The organism is Bacillus sp. LM 4-2 (assembly GCF_000978495.1).
Lineage (GTDB): Bacteria > Bacillota > Bacilli > Bacillales > Bacillaceae > Bacillus > Bacillus subtilis.
The window spans coordinates 3,456,094-3,474,401 of record NZ_CP011101.1 but is presented as its reverse complement, the minus strand read 5'-3'; the positions used below and the strand labels follow the sequence as shown (position 1 = coordinate 3,474,401).

Genomic DNA, 18,308 nt, shown 5'->3' with positions numbered 1-18,308 from the left:
AAAGACAGTCTGGCATACAGGAGGAGTAAAGGATGAATCAAAAAATAATGGCTGTGATAGCAGCAGGGAGCATGCTGTTCGGAGGCGCCGGTGTATATGCGGGAATCAACCTGCTTGAGATGGATAAGCCCCAGACTGCAGCAGTTCCCGCGACGGCACAAGCTGACTCTGAACGGGATAAAGCTATGGACAAAATCGAAAAAGCGTATGAGTTAATTTCGAATGAGTACGTAGAAAAAGTAGATAGAGAAAAGCTGCTCGAGGGAGCCATCCAGGGAATGCTGTCTACGCTAAATGATCCTTATTCTGTTTACATGGACAAGCAGACAGCTAAGCAATTTTCTGATTCTCTTGATTCCTCATTTGAAGGCATCGGGGCTGAGGTTGGAATGGAAGACGGCAAAATTATTATTGTTTCTCCATTCAAGAAATCGCCAGCGGAAAAAGCCGGGTTGAAGCCTAATGATGAAATTATCAGCATCAATGGAGAATCGATGGCCGGCAAGGATTTAAACCACGCTGTGTTAAAAATAAGAGGAAAAAAAGGGTCCAGCGTTTCAATGAAGATTCAGCGGCCTGGAACGAAGAAGCAGTTGTCATTCCGGATCAAGAGAGCTGAGATTCCGCTCGAAACGGTTTTTGCATCAGAGAAAAAAGTACAGGGGCATTCTGTCGGATATATTGCCATCTCTACTTTTTCTGAGCACACCGCAGAGGATTTTGCAAAAGCGCTGAGGGAGCTTGAGAAAAAAGAAATAGAAGGACTTGTCATTGATGTACGCGGCAACCCGGGTGGATATCTTCAAAGTGTGGAAGAAATTCTTAAGCATTTCGTTACAAAGGATCAGCCGTATATTCAGATTGCTGAACGCAATGGAGATAAAAAACGTTATTTTTCAACATTGACCCATAAAAAAGCGTACCCTGTCAATGTGATTACGGATAAAGGAAGTGCCTCTGCATCAGAAATTCTTGCCGGCGCATTAAAGGAAGCTGGCCATTATGATGTTGTAGGCGATACGTCTTTTGGAAAGGGAACGGTTCAACAGGCTGTGCCAATGGGGGACGGCAGCAACATCAAATTAACGCTTTACAAGTGGCTGACGCCAAATGGAAACTGGATTCATAAGAAAGGAATTGAACCGACCATTGCGATTAAGCAGCCCGATTATTTTTCCGCCGGGCCCTTACAGCTGAAAGAGCCGCTTAAAGTGGACATGAACAATGAAGACGTCAAGCATGCGCAGGTATTGTTAAAAGGTCTCAGCTTTGATCCGGGACGTGAGGATGGCTATTTCAGCAAAGACATGAAAAAAGCGGTTATGGCTTTTCAGGATCAAAACAAGCTGAATAAAACCGGTGTGATCGACACTCGCACTGCAGAGACATTAAATCAGCAGATAGAAAAGAAAAAATCAGATGAAAAAAATGATTTGCAGCTTCAAACAGCATTGAAATCATTATTTGTCAATTAAAGGAGATGGTATTCCATCTCCTGTTTCTTTGTGCTTAAAGAGATTATGGATCATAAGTCACATAAAAAATGAGTTTTTGACAAGAAATTAAAAAAATTTTCACAAATAAACATTTATAAAGGACTGTTATTACCCGATATCAATATATGAGAGAGACTTTCTAACGAGTTAATATGCATTTAAAATGAAACTTTTGCAAGTTGCCTAGTCTTTGTTTACTTCATACAATATAAGAAGGTTCTAAAAAGAACAGTAATCAGGTTAATGGCAGCTGAACGACAGGTATTTAAAGAGTAACGTTAGCGAGAATGCTTGTTAGCACTCCAGTACTGCTGCTTATACTGGCCCGTGCTTATCTGTATAAAGAAAATGGGGGTTCACAATTGAAGAGGGCAAGTATTGTGCGTGAAAAAAAATATTATGAATTAGTGGAACAATTAAAAGACAGAACACAAGACGTAACATTTTCAGCTACAAAAGCACTAAGTCTTCTTATGCTGTTCAGCAGATATTTGGTCAATTACACCAATGTCGAATCAGTAAATGACATTAATGAGGAATGCGCCAAACATTATTTTAACTACTTAATGAAAAACCATAAGCGATTAGGAATTAATCTGACAGATATAAAAAGGTCGATGCATCTAATCAGCGGGTTATTGGATGTGGATGTAAACCACTATTTAAAGGATTTTTCACTATCGAATGTCACGCTGTGGATGACGCAAGAGAGATAAACTCTCCTGAGGATATCCAAGCCATTTAATATTTGATAGAATATGAGTAACATGTTTGGCTTGAGGCGGTGAGAGATAGTGTCTGTTCAATGGGGAATTGAACTGTTAAAAAGCGCGGGCTTGTTCTTCTTACACCCGCTTTTCTGGTTTTTTATCATCATAACCTTGGCTTTCGGCTATGTAAGAATCAAACGGGAACGAAAAACCTTTCATACAAGAATAGCAGATATTTATGATGATCTGAAATTTACATATACAAAGGGACTGATTCCAGGTCTTCTTTTGTCAGTTATTTTAGGTGGACTCGGAATATCGATTCCTCTCGGTTTACTTGCGATTATTGCCGTTATCACTGCAGCGGCAGCGTTCACTCTTCGCGCAAACTGGATGTCTGCTGCATATATCGTCAGTGTGAGTATGCTGATAGGTTTTGGACTGCAAATATATCAGGCGGAGCCCTTTCTGGAGAGATTTCCGCAAGGATTTGCAGTTGTTTGGCCGGCTGTGGCTGTGTTTCTAGGTTTGCTGATTATCACTGAAGGAGCGGTTGCTTATCGTTCTGCGCATGTGAGAACATCACCGGCACTTGTCGTAAGCAGCCGCGGTTTGCCGATCGGACAGCAGCTGGCAAACCGGGTTTGGCTTTTGCCGCTGTTCCTTCTCGTGCCCGGTAATGGTTTAGAATCGCACCTTAGCTGGTGGCCCGTGTTTACGGTTCCCGGCGGCTCATTCCATTTTCTATGGATTCCTTACTTTGTCGGATTTGGACAAAGGGTACAGGGATCGCTGCCTGAAACGAGTATAAGGATCACAGCGAAACGCGTTTGTATTCTCGGTCTTGCCGTCGCAGTTCTCGGTGCAGCGAGCTTACTGTGGACGCCGCTTGCGGGTGCAGCGGTCTGTACCGCTTTGTTAGGGCGTATTTTTCTGTCCATAAAGCAAAGAGTGAATGATAACGCGGCTCCGTTTTATTTCTCGAAAAGGGATCAGGGCTTAATGGTGCTTGGGATTATCCCCAATACGCCGGCTGAGGATCTGGAATTGAAAATCGGGGAAATCATAACGAAAGTCAATGGCATACCGGTTAAGAACGTTTCTGATTTCTATGAAGCGCTTCAGCATAACCGTGCATATGTAAAGCTTGAAATTATCGGTTTGAATGGAGAAATTCGTTTTGACCAGCGAGCTTCTTATGAAGGAGAACATCATGAATTGGGCATCCTCTTCGTAAAGGATGACCGTGAAGACGAAGCAGTCGCTTCGGGATCATAAAAGGCAGCCCGGCACCGCAGGATGATGCGATGCCGGGCTGTTTTGTGTTACGCTGAGTTTTTTTCTATCCGTGCCGTTTCATCAGATTTGATGCCCAATGAAACAAAAACGCCGATGATGGATACAGCAAAGAGAATCATAAATAGGGTGTGATATCCCGAAATCAGGCCAATTAAGGCTGATGAAATGATGCTTCCGAAATAACGGAAGGTCGAGAAAATCCCAGATGCCACTCCTGACATACCGGGGTCTACTGTGGCAAGGGATGAAACCTGCATGCTGGTCAGACCGACTCCGGAAGCGAGCCCGCCAAGGATAAGAGAGAGCATGAGGAACAAGACAGAATGCGAGCTGCTTAACAGCAAAAATAATAGATTCGCACCAGCCATCATGGCAAATGAAAGAAAAATGATTTTTTTGGCTCCCCATTTGTGATGGAGCTGCGCGCCCACCCAGTTGCTGGCTGACATGAAGATCGAAAATACAGAAAGCGCCATCCCGCTGTTAGATGTATTAAGCCCAAATTGGTTCGTCATAAATAACGGCATAATCAATAAGACGGCATACATCATCAAATTGCTTAACAAGACTGATAGATTCGCATTTGTAAAGGTTGAGCTTTTAAACAGTGCAAAGTCAATGATGGGGTGCTGGGTACGTTTTTCTCTTCTGAAAAAAAGCGGAACAAAAAGAAGTATCAATACACTGTATACAGTATATCCCCATGGAGCCTCATTTTTCGTCAGCAGGATAATGGAAACGATGCTGCCTGCAAGCAAGAGAGAGCCGATGATATCCAGCGGCGCGTCAGATTTATTTTCTTTATATTGAGGAAACATCGTTAATGCCGTAAATAAAGCAATGGCGAGGAACGGGATGTTGACCCAAAAAATCGAATGCCAGCTGAAGCTGTCAATCAGTATAGAGCCGATAAAAGGCCCGAGTGCTGCACCAAGTCCCGCGCCCAGTCCGAAAAATCCAAACACTTTCGGTAGGCGTTTTTCAGAAACAACATGCCGGATAATGGCAATGCTGTTTGGCGTAAGCAATGCCCCGCCGACAGCCTGCAATGCCCGAAAGACAATTAACAGGAGCAGACTCGGTGAAAGGGCGCAGCCTAGAGATGCGATTAGAAAAAGGCCGACTCCCCATAAGTACATTGTTTTATTGCCGTACATGTCACCGAGCTTTCCTGCAATCGGCTGTGTGACTGCCATCACGATTAAATAAACGGTAACCACCCAAGTGATGCTTGCGATGGACTCGTTATACGTATGGGAAATAGATGAGAGCGCGACCGCGATCATCGTTGAGTTAATGGGAACCAGAATGGCCCCCAATAATAGCGAGACGATCAGCGCCCATTCTTTTCTTGAGCTCATTGGGATCCTCCTTTTTATTATGCCAAGGAGTTAATCAGCAGAAATTCCTTTGACAAATAGAGCTGTGCTATGCTCCAGCATTTTTTCCTGGGGCATTGATATGACCCGGTCTCCTAAGTGGAGACGGTGAATGAAATAACCGAAGATAATCGACATGAACACGTCGGCATGTTCCGCTTCATTTCCTGTCTGAATAACCCCTTTCTCACCCATCGTTTTGAGATAATCAACCAATAGCTGTTTCATAGATTGGGGATATTCAGTGACGTGGTTAATGACATCCTGAAACATGGCCGGTTCACGAAAGCTGATTTTAATGATATCTTTTCTATGTTCGAGCTCCTCCAAGAGACAGGTTCCGATATGAAGCAGGTCTTTGTACAAATCCCCTTCTGTTTGTTCCAAAATGCTGCCTCTGTTTGAAGAATGCTGAGAAAGCAAAGCCTCAACTAGTCCTTGTTTGTTTTTAAAGTTCCTGAAAATCGTCGCTTCACTTACATTTGCTTTTTCTGCAATTTCTTTTGTAGTCGTTGCGCGATATCCTTTTTTGACGAGCAGCTGCATGGCAGCATCAAGGATTCTCTTGTTTGTCGGTCTCAATACGTTTCACCTCACGAATATACTGGCAGGACAAGTATACACCCGCCCCGCTTGTATAAGAAAGAGGGGGACGCATCAGGACCGGCTGACAACTGTGATTTTGCCGCTGCTTCCGTCAACAGTGATGATGTCACCGTCTCGCAGTCTTTCGGTTGCCGTGCGTGTGCCGAGAACGGCTGGAATGCCGTATTCACGGGCAATAATCGCAGCGTGAGACAAAATGCCGCCTGTGTCTGTAATAATCGCTTTGGCGTCTTGAAACAGGCTGGTCCATAGCGGTGTGGTCATCTTGCAAACGAGTACGTCTCCAGGCGCGAATTGAGAAAATTCATTGGCGTCCCGAATGATTTTCACCGGACCTGTCGCAATGCCGCTTGATGCCGCAATGCCAAAAATATGATTCTCTGTGTTTTTTTCATCCTCTATCACAGCGCCGACAATTTCTTCAGCTGCTTTGAGCTGTTCTTTTGTCGGGGTGCCGAGGTAGGCCGGGGCTTGGGCCAGCTCATACTCATGAAAAATCTGTCTGCGTTTTTCAGCCTTTTCTTGCAGGGATACAGGGTGAAGAAGCGCTTGTTCCACTTCGTCGTCATATAAGAACCAAAGGTCCTCCCGATCTTGAATGACACCGTTTTCCGCCAGCAATTCACCTATCTTCAGCAGAAAGATTCTCGCCTTGGCATCCAGCATGGCGTCAATATAAAAGTGGTGATCATCTTTTATATTTGCAGAGTTCAGTGTCCATTGATAATAGCGGTCAAATTCGGTGCGTAAACCGGGATCTTCTATGCTTTCCAAGAATTCATTGTATAATTTCTCTCGTTTTTCTTTTGTTTTCTGAAATTCATTGTCAAAATGATAGCCATTACGGACATAATTTTGAATATTGGCCAGAGCGAAATACGGATTTTCCACCCAGATTTGTTCAATCAGATCATGACTTTTAACAGATCTCCATCCGTATTCTTGCAAGAATTCATGGACGTTCTTCAGGAAGTGTCTTCCCTCATCTGTTTGTTCCAATTTCTCCTGGAGCTGTTCAGGCTTGTTGTTTTCAAAAATGGCCAGAAGGTTCGGGTTCTCCTGAACTTCCACAGAAAATAGCCATAAGCAACGGTCCGTTTCCAGTGATTTGTTCATTTTTCCTGTCAGCATCTCGTAAAAATGAGCGTTTTCGGACTCTCCTTGAATGTCCTGATACATCGCTTGCAGTTTGTTTGTTAAAAGGATTTGCGGGAAAACGATATTAAAGTGCTCTTCATAAGCCGTGAGATAAAAGGCCTTTAGTTTTTGAAAAGCTTCCAGTGCGCTTTCTGCGGTATGCTCAGTTTGTGCGAGCTGGTCCAGTGTCCGGTAAAAAGGGAGGTATGTGTGATTGATGATGTCATACATATGCTCCGATAAAATCGGGAAAAGCTCTTTGCCGCAGTCTTCAGAAGGAGGCTGCTGTCCGCCTTGGTTTTTGGAATAAATATGTCCGCGATAAAGTTTTACTTCATCAACAACTACACCAATCGGAAACTTTTGCATGCTCTTCTTCAAGCCATATTCCAATGCCGGCACGATGAAGGATGAAAATAACGGACTCACCGGACCTTCAATATTAGACTCCATGTTAAGCCAGAAATCATTCATATCAGTGTCGGTAATCATGAAGCTGCGTTTTTCTTCTGCCGCTTTTTTGTCCTGATCAATGGTTGTAATCGGGCGAGCTTGCAGAAGGTATATTTGATGATCAGCAATTCCAAATTCTATATCAACAGGATATCCGTACAGGTCTTCGGTTTTTTTTGTGATTTCAGCCAATTCAATCACTTGTTCATCTGTAAGGCAAAAACGGCTGCGCATGTCTTCACTCGTTTCTTTTTCAGCAATTCCTTCTGCCGCAGACTCCATGTAGATTTCCTTTGCACCTATTTCTTTCTGAATCTCAAACGAAGATTTATTAACAATGAACGTGTCTGGGGTAACATTTCCTGAAACAACAGCTTCACCCAACCCGTAGCTGGCGCTGATTAAAAGCTCTCTATCATCATGGGTAACAGGGTTGCGGCTGAAGATAACACCTGACATTTCTGAATCGATCAGCCCCTGAACGACTATTCCCATTAACGGCTCTGCGATTTGATTGTTCATTTTTTTCTTATAGCTGCTGACCCGCCCAGAAAAAAATGAGGCCCAGCATTCTTTCACTTTAGCCAGAAACTCTTCCTCTGTTTTGATATTTAAGTAGGTTTCATATTGACCCGCGAATGAGGCGCCTTCTAAATCTTCCGAAGCAGACGAAGAACGCACGGCTACGGATCGATATGATTCTCTAAGCTTATAAAAGGAACTAGTCAGCTCATCTTTCAGCTCATCCGAAAATGTTCCGGAAATGATCCCGCCTTCGACGTTTTCACTAGTCTCTTGAAGCTGGTTGTCCTCCATAAAACGTGCGAGCGCATTCGTTTGAATAATAAACCCGTCCGGAACAGGAAGACCGTGTTTGGTCAATTTAATCAAATTCATTCCTTTTGCTCCAGCCAGCTGGCTGGACTCTTCTGCCTGGCGAAATAAAACAGAATACATATTTGAAACCCCTCTTTTCTTCATTCATTTTGTTTTTCTCTCTAGTCTTTTTATTGCGGAGCCTGTGTTTAAAAAATGATAGTAAACACTATCATTTAATTGTAGGTTTTCAGGAAAATGCTGTCAAACGCAGAAAGTCCTAAATAAAATGAATAGTTAAGTTGGTTATATTATCCTGAAAAATGCGGCCGTACTGGTACTGTATGCCTATTTTCTTTTATTCTCGGAATCTGGCGGCGGACTTGATGATGTAATAAAAAAAGTGCCGCTGATTAGAACAGCGGCACCATGGAATAAGTTTTGACCGGCACCAAAATGCAAATATGGTGATTGATTTTGGCTGAAAAGGGGTATGGTGTAAGTAGAGGGAGCGAATGCACGATTGTCCGATTCTTCATTTTTTACTATAATCAGATCAGATGAAGAATCCCTGAGGAGGGTTTTTGTTGATTACAAAAGCCGTTTTTGCATTGTTTTTCCCTTTTATGCTTGTTGTTCTATTTACTAGAGTCACCTTTAATCATTATGTGGCGATCGCTTTAACAGCTGCATTGCTGTTTGCCTCTTATTTAAAAGGCTATACAGAAACGTATTTTATTGTAGGATTGGATGTTGTGTCTCTTGTGGCTGGCGGACTGTATATGGCCAAAAAAGCTGCAGAGAAAAAAGAAGAATAAATCGGACATAATGAATATAAAGACTGAATACCTGCTTTTACGTTTTAAAAGCAGGTTTTTTATACACAAAAACAGCTGGAAATAAAAAACCACCGAACTTTAGTTCGTATTTTTAGTGATTTTGCTTTCCATTGTGTTACTATATCTATAGGAAGATTTCGTTAAAGAAACGGAGGCTTATTTTTGTGAAAGATCGCTTTGAGTTAGTCTCGAAATATCAGCCCCAGGGAGATCAGCCGAAAGCCATTGAAAAGCTTGTGAAAGGAATTCAGGAGGGCAAGAAGCATCAGACTCTGCTGGGTGCAACAGGAACTGGGAAAACATTTACGGTGTCCAATTTGATTAAAGAAGTCAATAAGCCGACTCTCGTGATTGCCCATAACAAAACCCTTGCTGGACAGCTTTACAGTGAGTTCAAGGAATTTTTTCCGAACAATGCTGTCGAGTATTTTGTCAGCTACTATGATTATTATCAGCCGGAGGCGTATGTGCCTCAAACGGATACATTTATAGAGAAAGACGCTAGTATTAATGATGAAATTGATAAACTGAGACACTCCGCCACATCAGCTTTGTTTGAGCGCAGAGATGTCATTATTATTGCGAGTGTGTCTTGTATATACGGCCTCGGTTCGCCTGAGGAATACCGGGAAATGGTCGTGTCACTGCGGACTGAAATGGAAATTGAGCGCAACGAGCTGCTCAGAAAACTTGTAGACATCCAATATGCCCGCAACGATATCGACTTTCAGCGCGGTACATTTCGTGTGCGCGGGGATGTAGTGGAAATCTTTCCGGCATCCCGTGATGAGCATTGTGTCAGAGTTGAATTTTTCGGTGACGAAATCGAACGGATTCGGGAAGTAGATGCGCTGACAGGAGAAATTCTCGGCGACCGAGATCATGTTGCGATTTTCCCGGCATCCCACTTCGTAACGCGGGCCGAGAAAATGGAGAAGGCGATTCAAAATATCGAGAAGGAGCTTGAGGAGCAGCTGAAGGTCATGCATGAAAACGGAAAGCTCCTTGAAGCGCAGCGTTTAGAGCAGCGGACAAGATATGATCTTGAAATGATGCGTGAAATGGGTTTCTGCTCCGGCATCGAGAACTATTCAAGACATTTGACTCTGCGGCCTCCAGGTTCAACGCCGTATACGCTTCTTGATTATTTCCCAGACGATTTTATGATCGTGGTGGATGAGTCGCATGTGACAATTCCTCAGGTGCGCGGCATGTTTAACGGAGACCAGGCGCGGAAACAGGTGCTCGTGGATCACGGCTTCCGGCTTCCATCAGCGCTTGATAACCGTCCGCTTCGTTTTGAGGAATTTGAAAAGCATATGCACAATATCGTGTATGTATCAGCAACACCAGGGCCGTACGAGATTGAACATACAGATGAAATGGTCGAACAGATCATTCGTCCGACGGGGCTTCTTGACCCGCTTATTGACGTCCGTCCAATCGAAGGTCAGATTGACGACTTGATCGGCGAAATTCAAGCAAGAATCGAGCGGAATGAACGGGTGCTTGTGACAACTTTGACGAAGAAGATGTCAGAGGATCTGACCGATTATTTAAAGGAAATCGGCATTAAAGTAAACTATCTGCATTCTGAGATCAAGACGCTTGAACGGATTGAAATTATCCGCGACCTGCGCCTTGGCAAGTACGATGTGCTTGTCGGCATCAACCTGCTGAGGGAAGGTTTGGACATTCCCGAAGTATCCCTTGTTGCGATTTTGGATGCGGATAAGGAAGGTTTCCTTCGTTCGGAGCGGTCGCTGATCCAGACCATCGGACGGGCAGCGAGAAATGCGGAAGGCCGCGTCATTATGTACGCCGATAAAATAACGAAGTCTATGGAAATTGCGATTAATGAAACAAAACGCCGCCGCGAGCAGCAGGAGCGGTTTAACGAAGAGCACGGCATTACGCCGAAAACGATAAATAAAGAAATTCGCGATGTCATTCGTGCCACAGTAGCAGCTGAGGATAAAGCGGAATACAAAACAAAAGCCGCGCCGAAGCTGTCGAAAATGACGAAGAAAGAACGCCAGAAAGTCGTTGAACAGATGGAGCATGAAATGAAGGAAGCCGCCAAGGCGCTTGACTTTGAGAGAGCCGCGGAGCTTCGCGATTTACTTTTAGAGCTAAAAGCGGAAGGATGATGAACAAATGGCTATGGATCGGATAGAGGTGAAGGGAGCCAGGGCGCATAACCTGAAAAATATAGATGTAACGATTCCGAGAGATCAGCTTGTCGTTGTCACGGGTTTGTCCGGATCAGGTAAATCCTCCCTTGCCTTTGACACGATATATGCTGAAGGACAGAGACGGTATGTCGAGTCGCTGTCTGCCTATGCCCGCCAGTTTTTAGGGCAAATGGATAAGCCGGATGTGGATGCAATTGAGGGGCTCTCTCCCGCCATCAGCATTGATCAGAAAACAACGAGCCGCAATCCGAGGTCTACTGTCGGTACGGTAACTGAGATTTATGATTATCTGCGTCTTTTATATGCGAGAGTAGGGAAGCCTCATTGTCCGGAACACGGAATTGAGATTACATCCCAGACCATCGAGCAAATGGTGGACAGAATTCTGGAATACCCGGAACGGACGAAGCTTCAGGTGCTGGCGCCGATTGTCTCGGGCCGAAAAGGCGCTCATGTCAAAGTGCTTGAACAGATTAGGAAACAAGGCTATGTCAGAGTCAGAATTGACGGCGAGATGGCTGAGCTTTCCGACGATATCGAATTAGAAAAGAACAAGAAGCATTCCATTGAGGTAGTCATTGACCGGATTGTCGTGAAAGAAGGCGTGGCAGCCCGGCTGTCAGATTCATTGGAAACGGCGCTTCGTTTAGGTGAAGGACGGGTTATGATCGATGTCATCGGTGAGGAAGAGCTGATGTTCAGCGAGCATCATGCCTGTCCGCACTGCGGATTTTCAATTGGTGAGCTTGAGCCGCGTCTGTTTTCGTTTAACAGTCCGTTCGGGGCGTGTCCGACGTGTGACGGTCTCGGAATGAAGCTTGAAGTGGATGCCGATCTTGTCATCCCCAATCAAGATTTGTCATTGAAGGAGAATGCGGTCGCCCCTTGGACACCGATCAGCTCACAATATTATCCTCAGCTGCTTGAGGCAGTCTGCACCCACTACGGGATTGATATGGATGTGCCGGTCAAAGATTTGCCGAAGCATCAACTGGATAAAGTGCTGTACGGCAGCGGGGATGACCTGATTTATTTCCGATATGAAAATGATTTTGGACAAATCCGCGAAGGTGAAATTCAATTTGAAGGCGTATTGCGCAACATTGAAAGACGCTATAAGGAGACAGGCTCCGATTTCATACGTGAGCAAATGGAGCAGTATATGTCTCAGAAGTCTTGTCCGACGTGCAAAGGCTATCGGTTAAAGAAAGAGGCGCTTGCCGTACTGATTGACGGCCGCCACATTGGGAAAATTACCGAGCTGTCTGTCGCCGACGCACTTGCCTTCTTTAAAGATCTTACCCTTTCTGAGAAGGATATGCAGATCGCCAATTTGATTTTGCGCGAAATTGTGGAGCGCTTAAGCTTTCTGGACAAAGTCGGCCTCGATTACCTGACATTGAGCAGGGCAGCGGGTACATTGTCCGGAGGAGAGGCGCAGCGCATCAGGCTGGCGACTCAAATTGGCTCGCGTTTATCCGGTGTGCTTTATATTTTAGATGAGCCGTCTATCGGTCTGCATCAGCGTGATAACGACCGCTTGATCAGCGCTCTGAAAAATATGAGAGACCTCGGGAACACGCTGATTGTTGTCGAACATGATGAGGACACGATGATGGCAGCAGATTATTTAATAGATATTGGACCGGGAGCCGGCATTCACGGCGGACAGGTGATATCTGCGGGTACGCCGGAAGAAGTGATGGAAGATCCAAATTCATTAACGGGCAGCTATTTATCAGGGAAAAAGTTTATCCCATTGCCTCCTGAAAGAAGAAAGCCGGACGGACGTTACATTGAAATTAAAGGTGCATCAGAAAACAACCTGAAAAAAGTGAATGCCAAGTTCCCGCTTGGGACGTTTACAGCAGTTACAGGTGTTTCCGGTTCAGGAAAGAGTACACTCGTTAATGAAATTTTGCATAAGGCGCTGGCGCAAAAGCTTCATAAAGCGAAAGCGAAGCCCGGCAGCCATAAAGAGATTAAAGGTTTGGATCATTTAGATAAAGTCATTGACATTGACCAGGCGCCAATCGGAAGAACGCCGAGATCCAACCCTGCGACATACACCGGTGTATTTGATGACATTCGTGATGTATTCGCGCAGACAAATGAAGCGAAGGTCCGCGGCTATAAAAAAGGCCGTTTCAGCTTCAACGTGAAGGGCGGACGATGTGAAGCCTGCCGCGGAGACGGGATTATTAAAATTGAAATGCACTTCCTTCCTGACGTATACGTTCCATGCGAGGTGTGTCACGGCAAACGCTATAACCGTGAAACGCTTGAAGTGACGTACAAAGGAAAAAGCATCTCTGATGTGCTTGATATGACGGTTGAAGATGCTCTTTCTTTCTTTGAAAATATCCCGAAAATCAAACGCAAGCTCCAAACCCTTTATGATGTTGGTTTAGGTTATATTACGCTCGGCCAGCCGGCGACGACCTTGTCAGGCGGAGAAGCGCAGCGCGTGAAGCTCGCGTCAGAGCTGCACAAACGCTCAACCGGACGTACGCTCTACATTTTAGATGAGCCGACGACAGGTTTGCATGTCGACGATATCGCCAGGCTTCTTGTCGTGCTGCAACGGTTGGTAGACAACGGAGACACTGTACTGGTTATTGAGCACAATCTTGATATCATTAAGACGGCCGATTACATTGTGGATTTGGGCCCGGAAGGCGGAGCCGGAGGCGGAACCATTGTCGCGTCTGGAACGCCTGAGGAAATCACTGAAGTTGAAGAATCGTATACAGGCCGTTATTTAAAGCCTGTTATCGAACGTGACAAAACACGCATGAAATCGCTCTTGAAAGCAAAAGAAACAGCTACATCTTAAAACCCTCTGTTAAGAGGGGACAGCTTGTCAGCAAGTCCATCCTTGGGCTTAGCAGGCAAGCTTTTTCTTTACGGCATAATAGGTTTAGAAGTGAACTTACTGTTCAAGCAGGAAACACAGGTACACAACAAGCAGAAGATCTTGGTGCAATTAAAGATGAAATGGATGCGCTTATTGAGGAAGTTGATGGCATTTCAAATCGTACTGAATTCAACGGCAAAAAGTTATTAGATGGTACTGAAACTGATGGTTTCACTTTCCAAATTGGAGCAAATGCTGGCCAGCAGCTTACAGTTAACATTGACAGCATGTCATCAACTGCTTTAGGAGTAAACGCACTTAATGTAACAGATTTTGCTAATACTCCTTTTGATACACAACTTGAAAGTATTGATACTGCAATCAACAATGTTTCAAACCAACGTGCTAAACTTGGTGCGGTACAAAACCGTCTAGAGCACACAATCAACAACCTTGGTGCTTCTTCTGAAAACTTAACAGCTGCTGAGTCTCGCATCCGTGACGTTGACATGGCGAAAGAAATGAGCGATTTCACAAAGAACAACATTCTTTCTCAAGCTTCTCAAGCGATGCTTGCTCAAGCAAACCAACAGCCGCAAAACGTGCTTCAATTGTTACGTTAATTTTGAACGGCTATCTCTTTCTGATAGTTACAGCTTGCCGACAGAGTCCATTAACTGGATGTGCCGGCAGGCTTTTTTTGTTACAATCATTTTGTGACAGCCAGGGAATCACTTGTTTTTTCAAAACAAAAAAGGCAAGATATTGTCATCTAACCTTTAGCTTTGTTTCAGTTATAATGAATGATATGTTTTCCGCAATTACAAAGTCTTCTTATACAGCTGCTTACTTACACTCATTAAATCTTGAACAATATGTGTGTTGCTGCTGTCGAGCAGCACTTTTATATATTGGATATCGTGAGAGATCGGGAAGGGTCCGTGAATCTGCTCAAGCTCGGTGATCATTTCACGATTCATTCTTTTTTGTTCCTGAATCAGCTTTAACACTGATTCTTGTGTTACTGTATAGTCACTGGGATCTTTCTCCATTGCTTGTCCAGCCTCCTTGGTTGCCGTAAGCTTTTTACATATTGTAATCGGTATAGCCGGAAGATTCTACTTCTAAAACTTTTTAAAATCCAATTTCCGTAAATCGGAGCATGTCTAAAGAATGAATTTGAAACCTGAAGAGATTTTAAACGTATAAATAAGTAAAACGTCCCTGATCTTTTGTCATGGACAATTCACAATAGGAGTGTGGAATGAATTGAACCGTAATCAAGCTATTATTGCATCACTTTGTTATTTCAGTGTGTTCATTGCGCCAATCATTGTGCCGATTGTCGCATATTTTGTTGTAAATGAGAAAGAAACAAAACGCCATGCGATACGCTCTCTTATTTCTCACATTGTTCCGTTTGTCGGCTGGCTGTTCCTTTTTATTGCTTTACTTGGCGGAGCCGTTGCGATTGATGGAGACAGCTTGCTTCCTGTATTTGTAATCATCGGGGGAGCGGTTATTTATTTCTTAGTTGTCATTGGCATTATCATTTGGAATGTGATTCAGGGCATTAAGGTCCTGCGTGCAGCATAAGTAGACAATGGGGAGGAGATCGTAATGAAGCAAGAAAAGGAACGAATCCTTAAGCTTGTTGAGGAAGGAAAGCTTACAGCACAAGAAGCTTTGACACTGATTGAAAAGCTTGACAGCGACTACAAGGAAAAAGAAGAGAAAATCACAGCGCTCTCAGTTCACGTTCATGACGAGGAAGAGCCATTTACAACGGCAAAAAAAGAAAGCGGTAAACCGTCTTTAGGAGCCAAGCTGTTTGACTGGATTGATTCTGCTGTGAAAAAGGTCAAGGAAGTTGACCTTGATTTAAACTTTGGCCATGCGTATGATGTTCAGCACATTTTTCAATTTAAAGATACTGACTTTTCCAGTGTTGAGCTGCAAATTGCCAATGGCAGCGTAAATATCGTCCCTTGGGAAGATGACGATATCAGAGCGGAATGCCAGGCGAAGGTATATCGCGCTGACAACCAGGATGCGGCGAGACACGCATTTCTTCAGCATATTGAATGTGAAATCAAAGGTAATAAGTTTTTTATCCGTACTGAGAAAAAGACGATGAAAACGAATGTCACTTTGTATATTCCTCAGAAGGAGTATGATAAGATTCGGGTGAAGCTGTTTAACGGTCCGGTCAGAGGGGAACATTTACATGTAAAAGAGTTCTCAGCGAAAACGACAAACGGCGTGCTGTCGTTCTCGTATTTAACAGCCGAAAAAGCCATAGCTGAAACGGCCAACGGGCAAATTAAGCTCGCAAGCCACAGCTGCGGTACGATAGAAGCGGAAACCATTAACGGATTGATCGATCTCCGAGGGAAAAGCGAATCCATTGACGTTCAAAGCTTTAACGGAAATATTGCGATTAACGTAACAGAATCAGACTGCCGCTCCATTTATGCAAAAACAACGACTGGAAATGTAGAGCTTGCAATTCCGGACGATCTCGCAGTGAAGGCAGAGCTGAAAAGCAATCTTGGTACGCTGTCCCATGAATTAATGGATGTAGAGATGCTGAAGGAAAAAAATGATACGATTCAAAAAGAAATGATGTTCACTTCAAATCAGGCACATGATCAAAACATCACCGTCTTCTCAGAATCACTAACAGGCGCCATCAAACTAAAGTACTCACAGAGGTGATCGAATGAATAAGCTTTATCGCTCAGAAAAAAATAAGAAAATCGCCGGTGTTATCGGAGGTCTCGCGGAATATTTCAATTGGGACGCATCACTCCTCAGAGTCATAACTGTCATCTTAGCCATTATGACAAGTGTCTTGCCGGTTTTGCTCATTTATATCATTTGGATTTTTATCGTCCCGTCAGAAAGGGATATGAAATGACATGGTAAAATGGGCAGTCAGCATTTTAGTCAATGCATTGTTATTAATCGTCATTGATGGATATATTGACTCCATCCATATCAGCAGCATTGGGGCAGCGATTATCGCCAGCCTCATTTTATCGATCTTAAACGTGCTGATTAAACCGCTTTTAATTATATTTACACTGCCGGTCACGATGGTGACGCTTGGACTCTTCTTGTTTGTGATTAACGCCATCACGCTTATGATGACCGCGTCCATTATGGGTGACAGCTTTCAAATCGACGGCTTCGGCACAGCGATATGGGCCTCCGTTATCCTGTCGGTCTTCCATTTGCTGATTCAAAAAGGCATTTTAGAGCCGCTTAGAAAAAAATAAAAAAAGCTGCCCGCAAAGGCAGCTTTTTTACATGTGGTGCTTTTTTTGTTTCGTGCGCTTCTGCGGCGAAAACATTGGCGGAAGAAGGCAAAAGCTCAATGCGGCAAATCCAAGGCCTAGGAGGCTAAAGGAAATGGCAGACGGCATCATTGTGAGCAAGTAGGCAGATACCATCGGACCTGCTGCCATGCCTGTATATCGGATAAAGTTAAACATTCCGATTGCACTCCCTCTGTTGTGCTCAAATTCATTAGTAATCATTGTAGAGTACAAGGGAGGAATAACCCCCATCGAGATGCCAAACAGTGCCAGCGTCAGAGCCATGAGAACGAGAGAAACGGAATGTGTAACAGCAAATAAAATGATGCTGCAGGCGGCAATCACATTGCTTCCGATAAACAAGGTGTGTAGCCCGATTTTTGCCTGTATTCTTTTAAACAGAAACGTACCTGCAATCGTGCTCAGCGCCAGCGGCAAATATAACAGTCCTGCTATACCCACATCTATATGGTAATGCTCTGTCAGCAATATTGGGAGGTAGACAATTACTGCAAAATAAATGAAAAAGAGAACAAAACTTAAAGTCAAAATGACGTTCCCTGTTCGATTTGTAAATATTGATTTATAATGAGCGAACACATTGCCTTTGGCTTGCTGCATAGATTCAGTTGGAGAATCTTTAGGAAAGGTGATGCTGTTTGTCACCAGCAAAACGATCGAGATGGCCGCAAGTATCCAAAAAATCCCTTCGTATCCGGCTGCTCCGCCTATGAATCCTCCTAGAACTGGGGCAATAGCCGGTGCGACAGACAGGAGCATTTGATACGTTCCCATTGCACTCCCGCGTTCATTGCCTGTAAACAGCTGTCCGATCGTTGTGGCAGCAATAAGAGGCAGTGCTGCGGAACCGGCTGCCTGTATCATTCTGAATATCAGAAACAAAGTAAAGTCAGTAGTCACCGCACAGCCGATGCTGGCTGCTGCCGTTGCCAGAATACCGGTAATCAAGACGATCCGAGCGCCTTTAAAATCAATGATCGCTCCTAATATAATTTGCATTATTGCTGTCACAATCATAAAAACTGAGACTGACAGGTTCACCATAGCTGTGGAAACATGGAATGATTCTTTAATGATCGGAAGAATAGGTGAATAAATGTTCTGGCTTAAAGATGCAAAAAATGCACTGAAGCAAACAGTGTATAAGATCAATACTGCCTTTGATTTTGTATGAGCCAAA

The 18,308-nt window shown here is 44.0% G+C and carries 15 protein-coding genes and 1 pseudogene; 11 read left to right on the top strand and 5 right to left on the bottom strand.

All coding sequences use genetic code 11. The features are described 5' to 3' along the window. The first annotated feature begins 32 nt into the window (after positions 1–32). From ctpB to minJ, 3 genes are all read left to right on the top strand, one after another. Positions 33–1,475, top strand: coding sequence for a carboxy-terminal processing protease CtpB (ctpB, locus tag bslm_RS17280; RefSeq protein ID WP_003228041.1), 1,443 nt, complete (start codon positions 33–35; stop codon positions 1,473–1,475). A 383-nt stretch (positions 1,476–1,858) separates the two neighbouring features. Next, positions 1,859–2,212, top strand: a complete 354-nt coding sequence (swrA, locus tag bslm_RS17275; protein ID WP_015251121.1) for a swarming motility protein SwrAA — start codon at positions 1,859–1,861, stop codon at positions 2,210–2,212. Between the two features lie 78 nt (positions 2,213–2,290). Next, entirely contained in the window at positions 2,291–3,484 is a 1,194-nt protein-coding gene (gene minJ / locus bslm_RS17270; protein WP_003242631.1) for a cell division topological determinant MinJ, read from the top strand. Positions 3,485–3,531: 47 nt separating this feature from the next. Here minJ and bslm_RS17265 read toward each other — a convergent pair whose 3' ends face one another. The 3 genes from bslm_RS17265 to bslm_RS17255 form a co-directional block, all read right to left on the bottom strand. Continuing rightward, a complete protein-coding gene (locus bslm_RS17265; protein ID WP_003242625.1) occupies positions 3,532–4,866 on the bottom strand; it encodes an MFS transporter in 1,335 nt (444 codons plus the stop codon). A gap of 30 nt (positions 4,867–4,896) precedes the next feature. Further along, positions 4,897–5,466, bottom strand: coding sequence for a TetR/AcrR family transcriptional regulator (locus bslm_RS17260; protein ID WP_003244088.1), 570 nt, complete (start codon positions 5,464–5,466; stop codon positions 4,897–4,899). 75 nt (positions 5,467–5,541) lie between these two features. Continuing rightward, the gene (locus bslm_RS17255) at positions 5,542–8,037 is read right to left on the bottom strand and encodes a PEP/pyruvate-binding domain-containing protein (protein ID WP_003243243.1); all 2,496 of its coding nucleotides are present in this window, start codon (positions 8,035–8,037) and stop codon (positions 5,542–5,544) included. Between the two features lie 446 nt (positions 8,038–8,483). Between bslm_RS17255 and bslm_RS17250 the strand changes: the two genes are divergently transcribed. The 4 genes and pseudogenes from bslm_RS17250 to bslm_RS17235 all read left to right on the top strand — a co-directional run. Continuing rightward, positions 8,484–8,714 carry a CsbA family protein gene (locus bslm_RS17250; RefSeq protein ID WP_003228053.1) on the top strand — a complete coding sequence of 77 codons (231 nt, stop codon included), beginning with the start codon at positions 8,484–8,486 and terminating at the stop codon, positions 8,712–8,714. Positions 8,715–8,899: 185 nt separating this feature from the next. Then, on the top strand, positions 8,900–10,885 hold the full coding sequence (uvrB, locus tag bslm_RS17245) for an excinuclease ABC subunit UvrB (protein ID WP_003243787.1): 1,986 nt from the start codon (positions 8,900–8,902) through the stop codon (positions 10,883–10,885). A 7-nt stretch (positions 10,886–10,892) separates the two neighbouring features. Beyond that, positions 10,893–13,766 carry an excinuclease ABC subunit UvrA gene (uvrA, locus tag bslm_RS17240; RefSeq protein WP_003228057.1) on the top strand — a complete coding sequence of 958 codons (2,874 nt, stop codon included), beginning with the start codon at positions 10,893–10,895 and terminating at the stop codon, positions 13,764–13,766. Positions 13,767–13,858: 92 nt separating this feature from the next. Further along, positions 13,859–14,410: pseudogene (locus bslm_RS17235) on the top strand (flagellin); the annotation flags it as partial. A 198-nt stretch (positions 14,411–14,608) separates the two neighbouring features. Here the strand turns inward: bslm_RS17235 and bslm_RS17230 are convergent. Next, positions 14,609–14,839 (bottom strand): hypothetical protein, encoded by a 231-nt coding sequence (locus bslm_RS17230; protein WP_003228059.1) that lies wholly within the window; start codon positions 14,837–14,839, stop codon positions 14,609–14,611. 217 nt (positions 14,840–15,056) lie between these two features. Here bslm_RS17230 and yvlA point away from each other — a divergent pair, with 217 nt between their 5' ends. The 4 genes from yvlA to bslm_RS17210 are packed head-to-tail and all read left to right on the top strand — an operon-like array spanning position 15,057 to position 17,068. Further along, complete coding sequence (gene yvlA / locus bslm_RS17225; RefSeq protein ID WP_003244375.1) at positions 15,057–15,383, top strand: protein YvlA; 327 nt, start codon at positions 15,057–15,059, stop codon at positions 15,381–15,383. A gap of 24 nt (positions 15,384–15,407) precedes the next feature. Next, positions 15,408–16,505: a DUF4097 family beta strand repeat-containing protein gene (locus bslm_RS17220; RefSeq protein ID WP_029725982.1), complete on the top strand. Its 1,098-nt coding sequence runs from the start codon at positions 15,408–15,410 to the stop codon at positions 16,503–16,505. A gap of 4 nt (positions 16,506–16,509) precedes the next feature. Further along, the gene (locus bslm_RS17215) at positions 16,510–16,707 is read left to right on the top strand and encodes a PspC domain-containing protein (protein ID WP_003228065.1); all 198 of its coding nucleotides are present in this window, start codon (positions 16,510–16,512) and stop codon (positions 16,705–16,707) included. Position 16,708: 1 nt separating this feature from the next. After that, positions 16,709–17,068: a phage holin family protein gene (locus bslm_RS17210; protein ID WP_003228066.1), complete on the top strand. Its 360-nt coding sequence runs from the start codon at positions 16,709–16,711 to the stop codon at positions 17,066–17,068. A gap of 27 nt (positions 17,069–17,095) precedes the next feature. Here the strand turns inward: bslm_RS17210 and bslm_RS17205 are convergent, their stop codons facing one another. Next, positions 17,096–18,307 carry an MFS transporter gene (locus bslm_RS17205; protein ID WP_046381362.1) on the bottom strand — a complete coding sequence of 404 codons (1,212 nt, stop codon included), beginning with the start codon at positions 18,305–18,307 and terminating at the stop codon, positions 17,096–17,098. Position 18,308 lies beyond the last annotated feature (1 nt).

Excerpts from the sequence above, each read along its gene's own strand:
- bslm_RS17215 (WP_003228065.1), top strand. The coding sequence starts at position 16,510 with ATGAATAAGCTTTATCGCTCAGAAAAAAATAAGAAAATCGCCGGTGTT.
- bslm_RS17255 (WP_003243243.1), bottom strand. The coding sequence starts at position 8,037 with ATGTATTCTGTTTTATTTCGCCAGGCAGAAGAGTCCAGCCAGCTGGCT.
- bslm_RS17210 (WP_003228066.1), top strand. The coding sequence starts at position 16,709 with ATGGTAAAATGGGCAGTCAGCATTTTAGTCAATGCATTGTTATTAATC.
- bslm_RS17230 (WP_003228059.1), bottom strand. The coding sequence starts at position 14,839 with ATGGAGAAAGATCCCAGTGACTATACAGTAACACAAGAATCAGTGTTA.
- bslm_RS17220 (WP_029725982.1), top strand. The coding sequence starts at position 15,408 with ATGAAGCAAGAAAAGGAACGAATCCTTAAGCTTGTTGAGGAAGGAAAG.
- ctpB (WP_003228041.1), top strand. The coding sequence starts at position 33 with ATGAATCAAAAAATAATGGCTGTGATAGCAGCAGGGAGCATGCTGTTC.
- uvrA (WP_003228057.1), top strand. The coding sequence starts at position 10,893 with ATGGCTATGGATCGGATAGAGGTGAAGGGAGCCAGGGCGCATAACCTG.
- bslm_RS17265 (WP_003242625.1), bottom strand. The coding sequence starts at position 4,866 with ATGAGCTCAAGAAAAGAATGGGCGCTGATCGTCTCGCTATTATTGGGG.